The following is a 14,600-nucleotide window of genomic DNA, read 5'->3' on the forward strand; positions in this document are numbered from 1 at the left end:
GACCTGGCGTTACACTCTGCGCATGGCCATCGCTCCCGCTCCACGTACACCGAAGAAGCGTGCCCCTCTGTACGAAGAGGTGGCCGAACATGTGCGCGAGCGGATCTACGACTACCGCCTGCCCCCGGGTGAGTGGATCGACGAGCCCGCGCTGTGCGAAGAACTGGGCATCAGCCGTACGCCGCTGCGCGAGGCCCTGAAGCTGCTGGCTGCCGAAGGCCTGGTGCAGATCGACGCCGGTCGTGGCTGCCGGGTCACCCGGTTGACGCTGGAAGACCTCAACCAACTGTTCCCGGTGATGGCCATGCTGGAAGGCCGCTGTGCGCACGAGGCGGTCAGGCACATCGACGATGCCGGCGTGCAGCAGCTGGAAGACCTGCATGCGGCGATGGAAACCGCGGCGGCCGAGGGCAACATTGCCGAGTACTACCGCAACAACTACCTGATCCACGAAACCGTGCAGCACTACGCCGGCAACCCGTGGCTGATCCGCATCACCCACGACCTGCACCGCATCCTGAAGATGCATCGCGGCCGCCAGTTGCTGACCCCGGGCCGCACCGCGCAGTCGCTGGCCGAGCACCGCGAACTGATGGAGTGCTTCCGCCGCCGCGACGCGCAGGCTGCCGAACGCACCATGGAGCGCCATCTGCTCAGCCAGGGCCAGGCTCTGGCCGCCTATGTGGCAGCAGGCGGGCTGTTGAACGTGCCGGCGCCCTTGCCCACCGAAGGCGGCGGTTGAGCGGATGAGGTTGCCGGCCAGCGGCCGGCACTACCAGGACGCGACCTTGGCCGGCACCCCGGAACGTCTCGTCAATCGCCACCACCGCAGCTGCCGCCGTCACCACCCCCACCGCTGTCGCCGCTTCCGCAGTCGGAGCTGCTGTAGCTGTGATGGCTGTGGTTGTCACTGGAATAGCCAACGGAGGTGTCATGGCTTCCGCCGCCATCCCCCCGGCTGCCCGAGCCATCGGCCGTGGCCACCGCCATGCACAGGATGGCGCCGACCAGCGGCAGCAGCCAGACCAGCAGCAACTGCACCGTCCGGCCGCCTGCCGAGAGGCCATCGCGCCTGACGATCACCACGGTAGCCACCACGTTCAGGCCCAGCACCAGCAGGACCAGCAGAAGGGCAACGATCAGCATTCGGCGGTTCCGTGCCTGGACTGGGGGCATTATGGCCTGCCTCCCCGGCAATGGCCCTGCCTGTCATGAAGATGGGACAATGTAGGGCGCGCCGGCCTGCTTCCGGGCCGCCGGCGCCCCCCGCACCACACGGAAGAAGAAGAACAACAACATGCTGAAAGTCATTTTCGATACCGACCCGGGCGTCGACGACGCCCTGGCCCTGCTGTACCTGCACAAGCACGCCCAGATCGACCTGATCGGCGTCACCACCACCTTCGGCAACGCCTCGGTGGAGTCGACCACGCACAATGCGCTGTACCTGAAGCAGGCCTGGGGCTTTGCCGCTCCGGTCGCACGCGGTGCCGGCGGCCCGCTGCAGCCGGAAGCCACCCCGGAAGCCTGGCCGGTTCACATCCATGGCCACAACGGCCTGGGCAACCACCCGGTACCGGCCGAACTGGACGTGGCCGCCGACGCGCGCCCCGCCCACCAGCTGATCATCGACCTGGTCCGCGCCCATCCGGGCGAGGTGACCCTGGTCGCGGTCGGCCGCATGACCAACCTGGCCCTTGCCCTGCAGCAGGCGCCGGACATCGCCGGCCTGGTGCGCGGCGTGGTGATCATGGGCGGCGCCTTCCACGTCAACGGCAACATCACCCCGGCCGCCGAGGCCAACATCTGGGGCGACGCCGAAGCGGCCGACGTGGTGTTCACCGCCAGCTGGCCGGTCACCGCCATCGGCCTGGACGTGACCACCCGCGTGGAAATGGACCGTGACGGCCTGGACAAGCTGGCTGCGATCGGCGGTGCCGATGCCGAACTGGTGCGTGCGCTGTCGCAGGATTACGTGGACTTCTACCTGCAGGCCGGCCACAAGGGCATGGTCGTGCACGACTGCTGCGCCTGCATCGCGCTGACCCGTCCGGAGCTGTTCCAGTTCGAGCGCGCCAGCGTGCGCGTGGCCACCGACGGCGTCGCCCGCGGCATGACCATTCCCAAGCCGGAAGGCCTGGCGTTCGGCCCCAGCGTGTGGGACGGCCACGTGGTGCAGTCGATTGCCATCGGCGTGGATGCGGCCGCCGTGCTGGCCGACATCGAGCAGACCCTGAAGGTCTGACCCGCTAGCGCTTGGCCCTGCCCGGGACCGTCTCGGGCAGGGTCCACAGCACCGGCAGCACCAGCACCGCCACCAGCGCGATCATCGCGCCCGGCGCCGCCGCCCAGCCGCTGCGTTCCACCCACCATTGCGCCAGCCATGGCGTTGCCCCGCCGAAGAAGGCCGTGGCCATGGTCACGCCCAGTGCCAGCCCACTCACCCGCCCTTCGCCGGGGAACTGCTCGGCCGTGGCCGGGGCCGCCACCGCGCTCACGCCACCGGCCACGCAGGCCAGCAACACCGCGGCCAGCGCGATGCCCAGCGGCGTCGCCTGCGCCATCCACGCGAACAAGGACAGCGGCAGCAGCGCTGCCAGCACGGTCAGGCCCAACAGCACCGGCCGTCGTCCGACACGGTCGGACAATGCGCCGCACAGGGGCGTGATCGCGATCACCGCCACGGCCGCAATCGTCGACAGCCACAGCGCATCGCCCTCATCGTGGCCCCGCGCATGCAGGAATGCGGGCACATAGGTGATGCCGACGTAGTAAGTAATCGAGCCCAGCGCCGAGATCGCGAACGTGCGCGCCACCGCCAGCGGATGGTTGCGCAGCACATGCTTCAGCGGCGTCGCGGGAATGCTGCCCTCGCGGCGCTGCCGCTCGAACTCCGGCGACTCGTGCATGCCCGAGCGCGCGACCAGGATCACCAGTGCCAGCGCCGCGCCAACGAAGAACGGAATACGCCAGCCCCAGCTGTCCAGCTGCGCGGGCGCGAGCAGCGCCACGGTAACCGCAGAGATCGCCACCGCCAGCAGCGCACCCACCTCGCTGGCTGCGGACGCCAGCGAGGTCACCAGGCCACGTCGCTGCGCCGGTGCGCTTTCCAGCAGGTACGCCACCACCCCGGTGTACTCACCGCCCACCGAAAACGCCATCACGCAGCGCAGTACCAGCAGCAGCACGCCCGCCGTGGTGCCTGCGGTGGCCGCGGTTGGCAGCAGCGCGGTGGCCAGCATTGCCGCCGCCATCAACGCCATCGAAGCCAGCAGCATCCAGCGCCGGCCCAGGCGGTCGCCAAGGTGGCCGAAGCACAGCGCGCCCAGCGGGCGCATCAGGTAGGACACCGCGAAGCCTGCCAGCGTGACCAGCAGCGCCTGTTCGCCGCCGCCGAAGAACACCCGCGACAGCACCGTGGCGAAATACAGGTACAGGGTGAAGTCGTACCACTCCACTACCGTGGACAGGCCCGCCACCCACATCGAGCGCTGCCGCGCCGCGGTCATTGCGTATTCGCCTTCAACAGCCTCGATCCCGGTTTCACAGGTTCGGGGCAGGATGTCATGGCCGGGGTGAAATACCGGTCATCGGCTGTCCTCTGCCTGCATGTACTGGGTTTCATGGCCGGTGAAGCGCTCACCGTCAAAGCCGAAGCAGAAGCGGCCTTCCTCGAACACGCGGTAGACCAGCAGCGCACCATTGAGGCAGAACTGCTGCTGGTCCACGCTCGTCTCCAGTGTCCCGTAGCCGGTGGCCTCTCCGCCCTTCCCCGCCGGGCCGGTGAAGGCATCGATCGGCAATGGCGTGGCGCGTCCGGTGCGGGTGTCGACCAGCACCAGCGTGCGCTGGAAGTACTCGGGTCGATCATCGACCTGCACCAGCAGGTAGTGCTTGTTGAAATTGGGTTTCTGATGCTGGAGGGCATCTTCGATGGCTCCGCGGTGCCGCGCATCGCAGAAGTCGACCGAGCTGTAGCGGTAGCTGCACCCGTCGTGGTCGTAGGGCAGGTTCATGCCGGAATAGCTGATGCTTCCCTCACTGTCCACGTCGTGGCTGGCCGGTGCGGCAATCGGTGTGCCCACTGCGGGCGCGTCGGCCGGTACGTCTGGTGCGCGCTGGCAGGCCGCCAGCGCGAGTAGACCGACCAGCAGCGCGACGTGGCGCGGGCGCCGGATTGAATGCTGCGTTCCCTGCATTGCGTGTTTCCTGGTTTCGACACTCCCTGCAGATGATCGCCGATCCCGAGGCCGTGCAGGAACGTCGCAGATCCCACATCGGGGTCAGCGCCCTTCGCTCCCGCAAAGGGATCCGACCCCGCCCGTTACCCCGGCAGCTGCAGTTCCGCCCGCAGGCCGCCGCCCTCGCGGTTGTGCAACCTCAGCGAGCCGCCCAGCGACTGTGCCAGCTGCACCGCGATGGCCAGGCCCAGGCCAGTGCCGCCGGTATCGCGGTTGCGCGAGCTTTCCAGCCGATGGAACGGCGCCAGCACTGCCTGCAGCTGGCCCTCGGGAATGCCAGGGCCACGGTCGGAAATGCTGATCCACACTCTGCCGGCGTCATCACGGCCCGCCTCGACCTCGGCGGCACCCGCGTAACGCAACGCGTTGTCGACCAGATTGCCGACCACCCGGCGCAGCGGCTGCGGCCAGGTCTGCACGACCAGTCCAGCCGGCGCACCACCACTGACCGGCTTGCCCATATCCTCGTAATCGCCGACCACACTGGCCAGGAACGCGCCCAGGTCCATCGACACCGGTGCGCCACTGGCGACGTGGCTGCTGCGCGCATAGGCCACGCCCTCACGCACCAGTTGACCCAGGTGGTCGAGGTCGTCCAGCAACCGCTGCTGAGTGCTGTCTTCAGGCAGGGTCTCCACCCGAAGCTTCATGCGCGTGATGGGGGTCTGCAGGTCATGCGAGATCGCGGCCAGGATCTGCAGACGCTCACTGACATGGCCGCGAATGCGTGCCTGCAGTGCGTTGAGCGCGGCCGCCGCGCCGCCCACTTCCGCCGGGCCATCTTCAGGCAGTTCGGGCCCGTCCTTGCCCGGCTGCAGATGCTCCACCGCATGCGACAGCTGCTGCAGCGGGCGCATGGCCAGGCGCACCGCCAGCCACGCGCACACCAGCAGCAGCGCCAGCTGCACCAGCAACACGGCGGGCAGCCAGCGCGCCAGCGGCAGGCCCGACGGGGTGACTTCGATGGTCAAGGGGGTGCCGTCGTGCAGGCGCAGTTCCACCTCGAACCGCTCCGGCAGGCGAGCCACCTGGCGTGCCTGCAACGGATAGCGGTGCTGCAGGCTGTCGTCGATGATCGCCGTGACCTGGCGTGCACGATCGGTCTGCAGCCCGGGGCCTGCGGCGACCGGGCGCAACAGGTAACGGTAGGTGCGCCGCTCCAGCCGCGGCACCCAGGCTGCGCGCTGGCCTGCGGGCAGGTGTTCCAGCAGCGCGACACTCACGGCCACGTCTTCGTCCAGGTTGCGCAGCATCATGCTGCGCGTGGACTGGTAGCGTTCGAAGAACAGCAAACCGAAAGACAGTGCGTGGGCCAGCGCCAATCCACCCAGCAGCACCAGCAGCAGCCGCGCCGACAGCGTGCGCGGCCAGCGTGGACGGCGTGCGCCGGTGTTCATTCGTCCGGCCCCAGCAACTGCACCGGCTCGCTGAACACATAGCCTTCGCTGCGCACGGTCTTGATGTAGGTCGGCTCGCGTGCGTCGTCACCCAGGCGCTGCCGCACGCGGCTGACCAGCAGATCGATCGAGCGGTCGAACAGTTCGGCATCGCGGCCCTGGGTGAGGCTGAGCAGCTGGTCACGGCTGAGCACCCGATTGGCGTGATCGAGGAACACGCGCAACAGGCGAAACTCGGCGCCACTGAGCGGATGCGCGGTGTCCTGCGCATCCAGCAGATGGCGTGCGGTGGTGTCCAGGCGCCACTCGCCGAAGGCCAGCTGGCGACCTGCTTCGCTCACCTGCAGATTCGGCGGCAGCATCTGCGTGCGGCGGATCACCGCATTGATGCGTGCCAGCAGTTCGCGCGAAGAGAAGGGCTTGGTCACATAGTCATCAGCGCCCAGTTCCAGGCCGATGATGCGGTCGGTCTCGTCGTCGCGGGCGGTCAGCAGCACCACCGGCACCGCGCGATGCTTGCCGGCGCGCAGGTTGCGGCACAGGCTCAGGCCGTCCTCGCCCGGCATCATCACGTCCAGCACCACCAGATCCACGGCATGGGTATCCATCAGCGCGCGCATGGCCCGGCCACCGTCGGCCTGGCTCACGCGCAGGCCGTTGCGCTGCAGGTAATCGGCCAGCATCTGGCGGATCTCGCTGTCATCGTCGACGACCAGGATATGCGGTACGTGGTTCATTGCGTTCTCGATGAAGACGGAGGTCAGGGCCGCGCTGCGCGGCCATGGTAGCGCGGCTCAGGGGTTGGCCAGCAGGCGCTGGATCTCGCTTTCGGTACGTGCGTAGTCGCCCTCGCCGTAATGGCGGTAGACCACCCGCCCCTGACGGTCGAGCAGGTACAGCGCGGGCCAGAAGCGGTTGCGCCAGGCGTTCCAGATCCGGTACTGGTTGTCCTGCACCACCGGCCAGGTGATGTCCAACCGTGCGATGGCCTTGCGCACGTTGCCGGGCAACCCTTCATAGGCGAACTCCGGCGTATGCACGCCGATCACCCTCAGGCCTTGCGACGCGTAGCGTGCATGCCACTGGTGGACATGCGGCGCAACGTTGAGGCAGTTGCGGCAGGTGTAGGTCCAGAACTCGACCAGCACCACCTGCCCCCGCAACTGCTTCAGTGTGAGCGGTGGGCTGTTGTGCCAGGGCCCGCCACCGTCGAACCCGGCCATCGGTTCTGCATCGAGCGGTTGCGCGCCGGCATCCGCGCCGGGCCATGCCAGCAACAACGCCGCTCCGCCCAGCAGGGCCAGCAACAGCGGCAATGCGTACCCTCGCAGTGCGGCCATCGCTCAGCCCCCCTGCTCGGCCAGCGGCAGTTCCGCCGGCTTCACCCCCGCCGCTTCCAGGATGCTGTCGGCCACCTGCGCCGGATGCGAAAGCAGCGACACATGGCTGCTGCCGATCGATTGCAGCTGCGCGCCAATGCGACGTGCGGTCGCGGCCTGCAGCTGCGGCGACAGCATGCGGTCATCGCGGCTGAGCACGTACCAGCTCGGCTTGCTGCGCCACGCCGCAACGTTCACCACCTCGCCCAGAGCGCTGGCCTTCAACGGGACCTGCGTGCTGTACAGCAGTGCGGCCGATTTTTTCATCACGTCCGGCGCGAAGTCCTGGGCGATGGCATCAGCCGGCAAGGTCAGGTAGCCGTCCCTTTCCTGCAGTCGGGCCAGACCCGGACCGACCGGGAAACCTTCGCCCTGTTGCGCCGAAGATTGCCCTGCATCCGGTGCGAACGCCGCCACGTACACCAGCGCCTGCACCTTCGGGTCATTGCCCGCTTCGGTGATGACCGTGCCACCCCAGCTGTGGCCGACCAGCACCACCTTGCCAGGCGCAGCGGCAATCGCACGACGGGTGGCGGCGACGTCGTCGGCCAACGAGGTGAGCGGATTCTGTACGGCCACCGCCGGCAGCTTCCAGTCATGCAGGGTACTGATGACCTTGCTCCAGCTGGAGCCATCGGCGAAGGCGCCGTGCACCAGGATGACGGTGGGCGGTGCAGCGGTATCGACCTGGCTAGCGAAGGCGGGGACGGCTGCGCCGGCAAGGGCGAGAGCAGCGGCAAGCAACGAGGTACGGATCATGGGTGGCACTCCGGTGTTGGGAATGGCCATTTCCGCCTGCCGGTGTATCACCGCTGTTTCTCCGCTGCGCGGAGTTGTACCGGACTGTAGGGCGCAGGCGGGTTTCTACAGTGGGATACATTCGCGCGCCGGTCCTGGCTGGGCGCTACCGGGTGGATATCGCTCCCCGCACGCGGGCGCGCAACGCCCCGATGTGCGTCAACGCATCGTCTTTGTATCTGACTGTACGAAACCCCGGCCGCGACCACAGTCGCTGACAAAACCCCGGGCAACGGCACACGTTGCCGATACCTGCGCCGCCTGGAATGGCCTCCATCGACCACTGGCCCGCAGGACACCACCATGATCAGCACCGCCTCTTCCGTGTATACCCCCCGCCTGGACGCCGTCGGCCGCTGGCTCTCGCCATTGGCGCTGCGCACCCTGCTGGCCTGGGAGTTCTTTGAATCCGGCCGCGAGAAGCTGGGCGGCCAGAACTGGTTCGCCGACCTGGAAGGCCGCTTCCCGTTCCCGTTCTCCGCCCTGCCCGCGTCGCTGAACTGGCAGCTGGCGACCTGGCTGGAACTGGTGGGCGCGGTGATGCTGCTGCTCGGCCTGGCCACGCGCTCGGTGGCCTACGTCTTCTGGGTCCTCACCATCGTTGCCATCGCCGCCGTGCACTGGCCCGACCAATGGAACGGCCTGGGTGAACTCTGGCAGGGCTACGCGATCACCGACCAGGGCTACGGCAACTTCAAGCTGCCGCTGCTGTTCCTGGCCATGTTGCTGCCGCTGATCCTCAACGGTGGTGGCGCGCTTAGCGTGGACCGGCTGTTGGCCGGCTCACAGCATGCCCCTGTCGGCAATGACGGCCTGGGCTGGGGCGTCAGCCTGATCGCCCTGCTGCTGCCGGTTGCCGCGCTGCTGCCCGGCATCGGCTTCGGCGGTGCCCTGCTCGGCGGCGTGCTGCTGCTGGGCTATCTGCTGCGTCGTCGCCGCGCGGCCTGAGCCGATTCCCCTGTTCCCGAGCGTTTTTCTTTCCGTCGCCTCTTCGGCGGCGTCCATCCCGCACGCCCCGCGTGCTTTCCCAAGGAGTCACCACCATGTCCGTCTCGACCAAGAACACCCCCTCCTCCCGCCTGCCGCGCATCGGTGCCATCGGCGTCGCCCTGGCCGGTGGCCTGCTGCTGGCCGGCCAGGCCGCCGCGATCCAACCGCTGGCGATCAGCGCGGCGGCCATGAGCGCCGCCGCCGAAGGCAAGTGCGGTGAAGGCAAGTGCGGGGCCAACAAGGCCACCACCGGCACGCCCGCCAGCAAGGCCAAGGTGGCCGAGGGCCAGTGTGGCGAAGGCAAGTGCGGCGACGCCTCGTTTGCCCGCACCGACCGTGACCACGACGGCAAGGTCTCGCGCGCCGAGTTCAACGCTGTGGCCGCCAAGCGCGCCGCCGAGTTCGACCGCATCGACACCGACCACGACGGTTACATCAGCGAGCAGGAAGCGCACGACTACCTGCGCAGCGTCTACACCGCCAACGGCAAGCCGATGCCGAAGGGCCTGTTCTCCCGCGTTGCCGATTGATCGACGTTCACCCGGCGCCGCCTTCAAGGCGGCGCCCTCTCTCTGGAGCATCCGCCATGTCCCTGCCCCTGCCCACCCATGCCGCCGGTCTTGGCCTGCGCCGTGGGCTGATCGACGAACTGCTGGCCATGCCGGCCGGAGCCATCGACTTTCTCGAAGTCTCCCCTGACAACTGGATCGGCGTCGGCGGTGCACACGGCGCTGCGCTGCGCCAACTCAGCGAACGCCACCCCCTGACCTGCCATGGCCTGTCGCTGTCGCTGGGCGGTCCTGATCCGCTGGACCGCACCCTGCTGGCACAGACCCGTGCCTTCCTCGACCTGCACCAGGTGCAGCTGTACAGCGAACACCTGAGCTACTGCGCCGCCGGCGGCCATGTCTACGACCTGCTGCCGCTGCCGTTCACCGCCGAGGCCGTTCACCATGTCGCCGGTCGCATCGCCCAGGTGCAGGAGATGCTGGGCCGACGCATCGCCGTGGAGAACATCTCCTACTACGCCGTTGCCGGCGCGGACATGAGCGAGATCGACTTCATCAACGCCGTGCTCGCCGAAGCCGACTGCGACCTGCTGCTGGACGTCAACAACGTCTTCGTCAACGCCTGCAACAACGGCTACGACGCCTTCGAATTCCTGGCCCGCGTGCCGGCCCACCGCGTCGCCTCGCTGCACGTCGCGGGCCACTTCGATGAAGACGATGGCTTCAAGATCGATACCCATGGTGCACCGGTGAAAGGCGTGGTCTGGGCACTGTTGCGCGAGGCCTATGAGCGGGTGGGCGTGCGCCCCACGCTGCTCGAACGCGACTTCAACTTCCCCCCGCTTGCCGAATTGCTGGCCGAGGTCGGGCAGATCCGCCAGGCGCAGGCCGAGGCACGTTGGCCCGAGGTGACCCATGGCTGAGTCGCTGGCGACCCTGCAACGGCGCTGGGCCGATCATGTGCGCGACCCTGCAAAGACCGCACCCGATGGCATCGAGGCGCGGCGGATGGCGGTCTACTGCCGCCTGTGCATTGACAGTCTGGACAGCCTGCTGGCGGGCAGCCTGCCGCGGCTGAAGTCGCAGCTGGGCGATGCCTGCTGGCGCAACACCGTCGAGCACTACTACGCGAGGCACGCCTGCCGCACGCCGTTGTTCCCGCAGATCGCGGGCGAGTTCGCGGCCTGGCTGGCGGTGCAGGACACGCTGGCGCTGCCGGGCTGGGCAGCGGAACTGGCGCACTACGAGAGCACGCAGCAGTCGCTGCACATTGAAGCGCGTGACGGCGGGCGGCCGCTGCAGCGCGCTCCCGCAGGCAATGATGTGCTGGCGGTTTCGCCGTTGGTGCGGGTGCTTGGCTACCAGTGGCCAGTACATGAGGACGGGGCGCTGGAGCCGGTGTTGAGCACGGCTCCCACGCTGCTGGTGATCCGGCGCCTCGCCGATTTCAGCCTGCAGACCGAGGAACTGTCACCGCTGGCCTACGCGCTGCTGTCGGTGTTCGGTGACGACAGCGCGTCGGTGGATGAAGCACTGCAGCTGCTGTCCGAAACACATGGCGTGGCAGCGGACGCATTGCGCATGGCCTGCGTGCCTGTTCTGGGCGAGCTGTGCGCGGCGGGCGTGCTGGTTGCATTGCCTGATTTCTGAGGTTGCCGGCCAGCGGCCGGCACTACCCGTTCCTTGGCCGGCCAGCGGCCGGCACTACCCGTTCCTTGGCCGGCCGGCGGCCGGCACGACCCGCCCCCTACTTCGAGGTCTCACCATGGCTGCATCCAATACTCCCTTCCTGCACGGCTGGCGCCTGTTCGTGGCCATCGCCGTGGTCCTGATCGCCTTCGCGCTGGCGGCCTTCGCCCTGTATCCCGATGCAGCCGAAGGCAGCCGAGCCGCGATCCGGGTCACTGCGCGCACATCGTTCCTGCTGTTCCTGGCAGCGTTCACGGCATCGTCGTTCGCCAGCCTTCTGCCCGGCCCGTTCACCCGCTTCCTGCTGCGCGAACGGCGCATCATCGGCCTGTCCTTCGCGTTCTCGCACCTGTTGCATGCAGTCGCGATCACCAGTTTCGGCGTCCTCAACCCGGCGTTCTGGCCAGCACGATCCGCGCTGGCCAACCTCCCGGGCACGGTGGGCTACATTGCCATCCTGGCGATGGCCATCACCTCGCACCGGGGGCTCGCCCGGCGCATGGGACCCACCGCCTGGCGTCGCCTGCACGTCACCGGTATGTGGATCATTGCGGCGGTGTTTACCTACTCGTACTTCAAGCGCGTTCCGGGCAACTTCTGGTATGCGGTGCCGTCGGCGCTGCTGTTCACCGCCTTCGTGGTGCGCTGGATCGCCAAGCGGGCGCAGGCGCTGCGCCGAAGTGTGCATGTGCGGCCCCCGCTGCGGGCGGCCTGAGGGGCTGGCGCCAGATGCCTTTACCTGCGGGAATGGGATCTGACCCCACTTCAGGTCAAGGCGCGCGGCGCAGCGTGATCAGGGTGATCTCCGACGGCACACCGATGCGCGCCGGGAAACCTGCCCATAGACCGGCACCGTTGCTCACGTACAGTGTCATCCCGTCCACGTCGTAGCGGCCGGAGACATAGCCGCCGTTGGCTCGTTTCACCAGCTGGTCCATACCAAAGATCTGCCCGCCGTGGGTATGCCCGGACAATTGCATCTTCACGCCGCGCGCGGCCGCCTCGCGCGCATTGCGCGGGCGGTGATCGAGCAGGATCACCGGTGCAGACGGATCGGCACCGGCCAGCGCGGTCTCCAGATCCGGCAGCGGCAGGCCATAGCGTGCCGCCACCGGATCGGTGACGCCGGCGATGGTCAGCGCAGCATCGCCGCGCCGCACCTGCAGGTGGCTGTTCTCCAGCACCTGCATGTGCAGCGCGCGGAACGCCTGCATCCACGCCTGGTACTGCGCGTAGTACTCGTGGTTGCCGGTGATGGCGACGACGCCGTCCGGCGCCCGCAGGTCCGCGAGCGGGCGCGCGTCGTCACGGCGGGCCTCGACACTGCCGTCGATCAGATCGCCAGTGATCACGATCAGGTCCGGTGTCAGTGCGTTGCTCTCGTCCACAACCCTGCGCACCCAGTCGCCGGTCAGCAGGCGGCTGGCATGGATGTCGGTCAGCTGCAGCACGCGATAGCCGTCGAATGCAGCAGGCAGATCCTTGATCGCCACGTCGATCTGCCGAGGCTGGGGCACGGCCATGCCCTGGCTGATGCCATAGCCACTCACAAGCAGCGCCAGCAGGCCGGCCAACGGCCGCAGCTTCGAGGCGCGCAGGACCGATACGATGCGCGGCCAACGCAGCAGGCGCGAAAGCAGCAGGCCGGCATCCAGTACCAGCATCATCAAGGCGAGCAGCAGTACCGCCGTGGAGCCGGTGGCCAGAACGGCGATGGCCAGCTTCGGGATCTCTGGCGAGGCCATCGTGCCCCAGAAGGTGGCGACGATGCGCAGCTGCACGGCCACGCCCACCAGCAGCAACGACAGCACGACCTTCATCCAGATGGGCATGCGCAGTGGCCAGAACAGGCGCCAGGCCACATACAGGCCCATCAACAAACCGATCGTACTCAGCACTGCAACCATCCATGACAGAAATCGGGCCCGCCATGGTGACGGCTGCGGGTCGTGTTGTGTAGAGCCGGGCCCATGCCCGGCTGCTCAGGAAGCCGTCGAGCATGGCTCGACGCTACAGAACCCCGATCGCGCATGGCTCGACGCTACGGATGCCCCAGGCGCTCCACCCGCAGGCGGGCGATGCGACGCTTCTCCATCGCCAGTACGGTGATGCGAACATCCGCAATCTCCACCGCGTCACCGATGTCCGGCAGGCGCCCCAGACGCTCCAGCACCAGGCCGGAGATGGTCATGTAGTCGGCACTGCGCGGCAGCGATACGCCGGCCAGCCGCTGCAGGTCGTCCAGAGTCAGCGCACCATCGGCCTCCCACTGGTCCTCGCCCTGCGCGACTACGCCATAGCGCTCGTCCTGGGTATCGACCAGGTCACCGGCAATGGCCGCCAGCAGGTCATTGGCGGTCACCAGGCCTTCCACGCTGCCGTACTCGTCCACCGCCACCGCCAACGGCACCGGGTGCTGGCGGATCAGTTCCAGCGCCTGCAGCGCGCTGGCACTGGACAGCACGTACTGCGGCTCGCGCAGGTTGCCTTCCAGCTGCAGCGGCCTGCCCTGCAACAGGTCGGCCAGCAGGTCGCGGCTCTGCACCACGCCGCGCAGGCTGTCCAGGTCGCCATCACCCACCAGCAGGCGGGTGTGCGGCGACGCCACCAGGCGTGCCACCACATCCTCCTGCCCACGGGCCAGGTCGATCCACTGCACGTCGGCACGCACCGTCATCACGCTCGACACCGGGCGATCGGCCAGCCCCAGCACGCTGCGGATCATCTCGTGCTCCGCCGGCTGCAGGCGCTCTTCGGCATCGACGTGTTCGTCCGCGCTTTCGTCGTCGTGGCCATTGGCCGGGCGCGCGCCCAGCATGCGCAGCACGGCGTCGGCGGTGCGCTGGCGGAACGGCTGGCGGCGTTCGTTGCGCTCACGGTTGAAACGCACCCACTGGTTGAACGCCTCGACCAGGATCGAGAAGGCAATCGCCGCGTACAGGTAACCCTTCGGAATCTTGTAGCCCAGGCCCTCGGCCACCAGGCTGAAACCGATCATCAGCAGGAAGCCCAGGCACAGCACCACCACCGTGGGATGCTTGTTGACGAAGCGCGTCAGGGGCTTGCTGGCCAACAGCATCAGCGCCATCGCGATGGTCACGGCGGCATACATCACGCCCAGGTTGTCGACCATGCCCACCGCGGTGATCACCGAGTCCAGCGAGAACACCGCGTCGAGCACCACGATCTGTGCCACCACCATTGCGAAGCTGGCGTAGACCTTCTTGCCATCCTCGTGGTGTTCGCGGCCTTCCAGCCGTTCGTGCAGCTCCATGGTGCCCTTGAACAGCAGGAACAGGCCACCGCCCAACAGGATCAGGTCACGCCCGGAGAAGCTGTGGTCGAACAGCGTCAGCAGCGGCTCGGTCAGTTTCATGATCCACGCCAACGCCGCCAGCAGCACCAGCCGCATCAGCAAGGCCAGCGCCAGGCCGATTACCCGCGCGCGGTCACGCTGGTGCGGCGGTAACTTGTCGGCAAGGATCGCGATGAACACCAGGTTGTCGATGCCGAGAACGATCTCCAGCACGACCAGGGTTGCAAGGCCCATCCAGATCGAGGGGTCAGCCAACCATTCCATTTCAGGTCCGTTTCGTC

At 67.9% G+C, this 14,600-nt stretch carries 16 protein-coding genes; 7 read left to right on the forward strand and 9 right to left on the reverse strand.

All coding sequences use genetic code 11. The features are described from left to right. Positions 1 to 22: 22 nt before the first annotated feature. Positions 23 to 742, forward strand: a complete 720-nt coding sequence (locus tag JLDANKMP_RS03200) for a GntR family transcriptional regulator (RefSeq protein WP_212560510.1) — start codon at positions 23 to 25, stop codon at positions 740 to 742. Between the two features lie 71 nt (positions 743 to 813). Here JLDANKMP_RS03200 and JLDANKMP_RS03205 read toward each other — a convergent pair whose 3' ends face one another. Beyond that, the gene (locus tag JLDANKMP_RS03205; RefSeq protein WP_043034145.1) at positions 814 to 1,146 is read right to left on the reverse strand and encodes a hypothetical protein; all 333 of its coding nucleotides are present in this window, start codon (positions 1,144 to 1,146) and stop codon (positions 814 to 816) included. Positions 1,147 to 1,297: 151 nt separating this feature from the next. Here JLDANKMP_RS03205 and JLDANKMP_RS03210 point away from each other — a divergent pair, with 151 nt between their 5' ends. Next, complete coding sequence (locus JLDANKMP_RS03210; protein WP_024956998.1) at positions 1,298 to 2,245, forward strand: nucleoside hydrolase; 948 nt, start codon at positions 1,298 to 1,300, stop codon at positions 2,243 to 2,245. Between the two features lie 4 nt (positions 2,246 to 2,249). Here JLDANKMP_RS03210 and JLDANKMP_RS03215 read toward each other — a convergent pair whose 3' ends face one another. The 6 genes from JLDANKMP_RS03215 to JLDANKMP_RS03240 all read right to left on the reverse strand — a co-directional run bounded on the left by JLDANKMP_RS03215 (position 2,250) and on the right by JLDANKMP_RS03240 (position 7,776). Beyond that, positions 2,250 to 3,509: an MFS transporter gene (locus JLDANKMP_RS03215; RefSeq protein WP_212560511.1), complete on the reverse strand. Its 1,260-nt coding sequence runs from the start codon at positions 3,507 to 3,509 to the stop codon at positions 2,250 to 2,252. A gap of 78 nt (positions 3,510 to 3,587) precedes the next feature. Then, complete coding sequence (locus JLDANKMP_RS03220; RefSeq protein WP_212560512.1) at positions 3,588 to 4,199, reverse strand: hypothetical protein; 612 nt, start codon at positions 4,197 to 4,199, stop codon at positions 3,588 to 3,590. Between the two features lie 125 nt (positions 4,200 to 4,324). Then, positions 4,325 to 5,638: a HAMP domain-containing sensor histidine kinase gene (locus JLDANKMP_RS03225; protein WP_212560513.1), complete on the reverse strand. Its 1,314-nt coding sequence runs from the start codon at positions 5,636 to 5,638 to the stop codon at positions 4,325 to 4,327. Further along, a complete protein-coding gene (locus tag JLDANKMP_RS03230; protein WP_212560514.1) occupies positions 5,635 to 6,375 on the reverse strand; it encodes a response regulator in 741 nt (246 codons plus the stop codon). The genes JLDANKMP_RS03225 and JLDANKMP_RS03230 overlap by 4 nt, the downstream gene beginning before the upstream one ends. Before the next feature lie 57 nt (positions 6,376 to 6,432). After that, on the reverse strand, positions 6,433 to 6,978 hold the full coding sequence (locus JLDANKMP_RS03235; protein WP_049460064.1) for a redoxin domain-containing protein: 546 nt from the start codon (positions 6,976 to 6,978) through the stop codon (positions 6,433 to 6,435). A gap of 3 nt (positions 6,979 to 6,981) precedes the next feature. Beyond that, complete coding sequence (locus tag JLDANKMP_RS03240) at positions 6,982 to 7,776, reverse strand: alpha/beta hydrolase (protein WP_044569642.1); 795 nt, start codon at positions 7,774 to 7,776, stop codon at positions 6,982 to 6,984. A 342-nt stretch (positions 7,777 to 8,118) separates the two neighbouring features. Here JLDANKMP_RS03240 and JLDANKMP_RS03245 point away from each other — a divergent pair, with 342 nt between their 5' ends. The 5 genes from JLDANKMP_RS03245 (at position 8,119) to JLDANKMP_RS03265 (ending at position 11,718) form a co-directional block, all read left to right on the forward strand. Beyond that, a complete protein-coding gene (locus JLDANKMP_RS03245) occupies positions 8,119 to 8,763 on the forward strand; it encodes a DoxX family protein (protein WP_212560515.1) in 645 nt (214 codons plus the stop codon). 95 nt (positions 8,764 to 8,858) lie between these two features. Then, entirely contained in the window at positions 8,859 to 9,335 is a 477-nt protein-coding gene (locus JLDANKMP_RS03250; protein WP_212560516.1) for an EF-hand domain-containing protein, read from the forward strand. 56 nt (positions 9,336 to 9,391) lie between these two features. Continuing rightward, positions 9,392 to 10,237 carry a DUF692 domain-containing protein gene (locus JLDANKMP_RS03255; protein WP_212560517.1) on the forward strand — a complete coding sequence of 282 codons (846 nt, stop codon included), beginning with the start codon at positions 9,392 to 9,394 and terminating at the stop codon, positions 10,235 to 10,237. Continuing rightward, positions 10,230 to 10,964: a putative DNA-binding domain-containing protein gene (locus JLDANKMP_RS03260; RefSeq protein ID WP_212560518.1), complete on the forward strand. Its 735-nt coding sequence runs from the start codon at positions 10,230 to 10,232 to the stop codon at positions 10,962 to 10,964. The genes JLDANKMP_RS03255 and JLDANKMP_RS03260 overlap by 8 nt, the downstream gene beginning before the upstream one ends. A gap of 115 nt (positions 10,965 to 11,079) precedes the next feature. Further along, a complete protein-coding gene (locus JLDANKMP_RS03265) occupies positions 11,080 to 11,718 on the forward strand; it encodes a ferric reductase-like transmembrane domain-containing protein (protein ID WP_212560519.1) in 639 nt (212 codons plus the stop codon). Positions 11,719 to 11,773: 55 nt separating this feature from the next. Here JLDANKMP_RS03265 and JLDANKMP_RS03270 read toward each other — a convergent pair whose 3' ends face one another. Together JLDANKMP_RS03270 and JLDANKMP_RS03275 are read right to left on the reverse strand one after the other, a co-directional pair. Beyond that, on the reverse strand, positions 11,774 to 12,910 hold the full coding sequence (locus JLDANKMP_RS03270) for a metallophosphoesterase (protein WP_212560520.1): 1,137 nt from the start codon (positions 12,908 to 12,910) through the stop codon (positions 11,774 to 11,776). 134 nt (positions 12,911 to 13,044) lie between these two features. Next, positions 13,045 to 14,583 (reverse strand): TerC family protein, encoded by a 1,539-nt coding sequence (locus JLDANKMP_RS03275; protein WP_024956986.1) that lies wholly within the window; start codon positions 14,581 to 14,583, stop codon positions 13,045 to 13,047. Between the last annotated feature and the right edge of the window lie 17 nt (positions 14,584 to 14,600).

Source organism: Stenotrophomonas sp. PE591, assembly GCF_018320795.1.
GTDB classification, from domain to species: domain Bacteria; phylum Pseudomonadota; class Gammaproteobacteria; order Xanthomonadales; family Xanthomonadaceae; genus Stenotrophomonas; species Stenotrophomonas maltophilia.

Excerpts from the sequence above, each read along its gene's own strand:
- JLDANKMP_RS03215 (WP_212560511.1), bottom strand. The coding sequence starts at position 3,509 with ATGACCGCGGCGCGGCAGCGCTCGATGTGGGTGGCGGGCCTGTCCACG.
- JLDANKMP_RS03270 (WP_212560520.1), bottom strand. The coding sequence starts at position 12,910 with ATGGTTGCAGTGCTGAGTACGATCGGTTTGTTGATGGGCCTGTATGTG.
- JLDANKMP_RS03255 (WP_212560517.1), top strand. The coding sequence starts at position 9,392 with ATGTCCCTGCCCCTGCCCACCCATGCCGCCGGTCTTGGCCTGCGCCGT.
- JLDANKMP_RS03245 (WP_212560515.1), top strand. The coding sequence starts at position 8,119 with ATGATCAGCACCGCCTCTTCCGTGTATACCCCCCGCCTGGACGCCGTC.
- JLDANKMP_RS03205 (WP_043034145.1), bottom strand. The coding sequence starts at position 1,146 with ATGCTGATCGTTGCCCTTCTGCTGGTCCTGCTGGTGCTGGGCCTGAAC.
- JLDANKMP_RS03275 (WP_024956986.1), bottom strand. The coding sequence starts at position 14,583 with ATGGAATGGTTGGCTGACCCCTCGATCTGGATGGGCCTTGCAACCCTG.
- JLDANKMP_RS03210 (WP_024956998.1), top strand. The coding sequence starts at position 1,298 with ATGCTGAAAGTCATTTTCGATACCGACCCGGGCGTCGACGACGCCCTG.
- JLDANKMP_RS03240 (WP_044569642.1), bottom strand. The coding sequence starts at position 7,776 with ATGATCCGTACCTCGTTGCTTGCCGCTGCTCTCGCCCTTGCCGGCGCA.
- JLDANKMP_RS03250 (WP_212560516.1), top strand. The coding sequence starts at position 8,859 with ATGTCCGTCTCGACCAAGAACACCCCCTCCTCCCGCCTGCCGCGCATC.
- JLDANKMP_RS03260 (WP_212560518.1), top strand. The coding sequence starts at position 10,230 with ATGGCTGAGTCGCTGGCGACCCTGCAACGGCGCTGGGCCGATCATGTG.
- JLDANKMP_RS03225 (WP_212560513.1), bottom strand. The coding sequence starts at position 5,638 with ATGAACACCGGCGCACGCCGTCCACGCTGGCCGCGCACGCTGTCGGCG.
- JLDANKMP_RS03235 (WP_049460064.1), bottom strand. The coding sequence starts at position 6,978 with ATGGCCGCACTGCGAGGGTACGCATTGCCGCTGTTGCTGGCCCTGCTG.
- JLDANKMP_RS03265 (WP_212560519.1), top strand. The coding sequence starts at position 11,080 with ATGGCTGCATCCAATACTCCCTTCCTGCACGGCTGGCGCCTGTTCGTG.
- JLDANKMP_RS03230 (WP_212560514.1), bottom strand. The coding sequence starts at position 6,375 with ATGAACCACGTACCGCATATCCTGGTCGTCGACGATGACAGCGAGATC.
- JLDANKMP_RS03200 (WP_212560510.1), top strand. The coding sequence starts at position 23 with ATGGCCATCGCTCCCGCTCCACGTACACCGAAGAAGCGTGCCCCTCTG.
- JLDANKMP_RS03220 (WP_212560512.1), bottom strand. The coding sequence starts at position 4,199 with ATGCAGGGAACGCAGCATTCAATCCGGCGCCCGCGCCACGTCGCGCTG.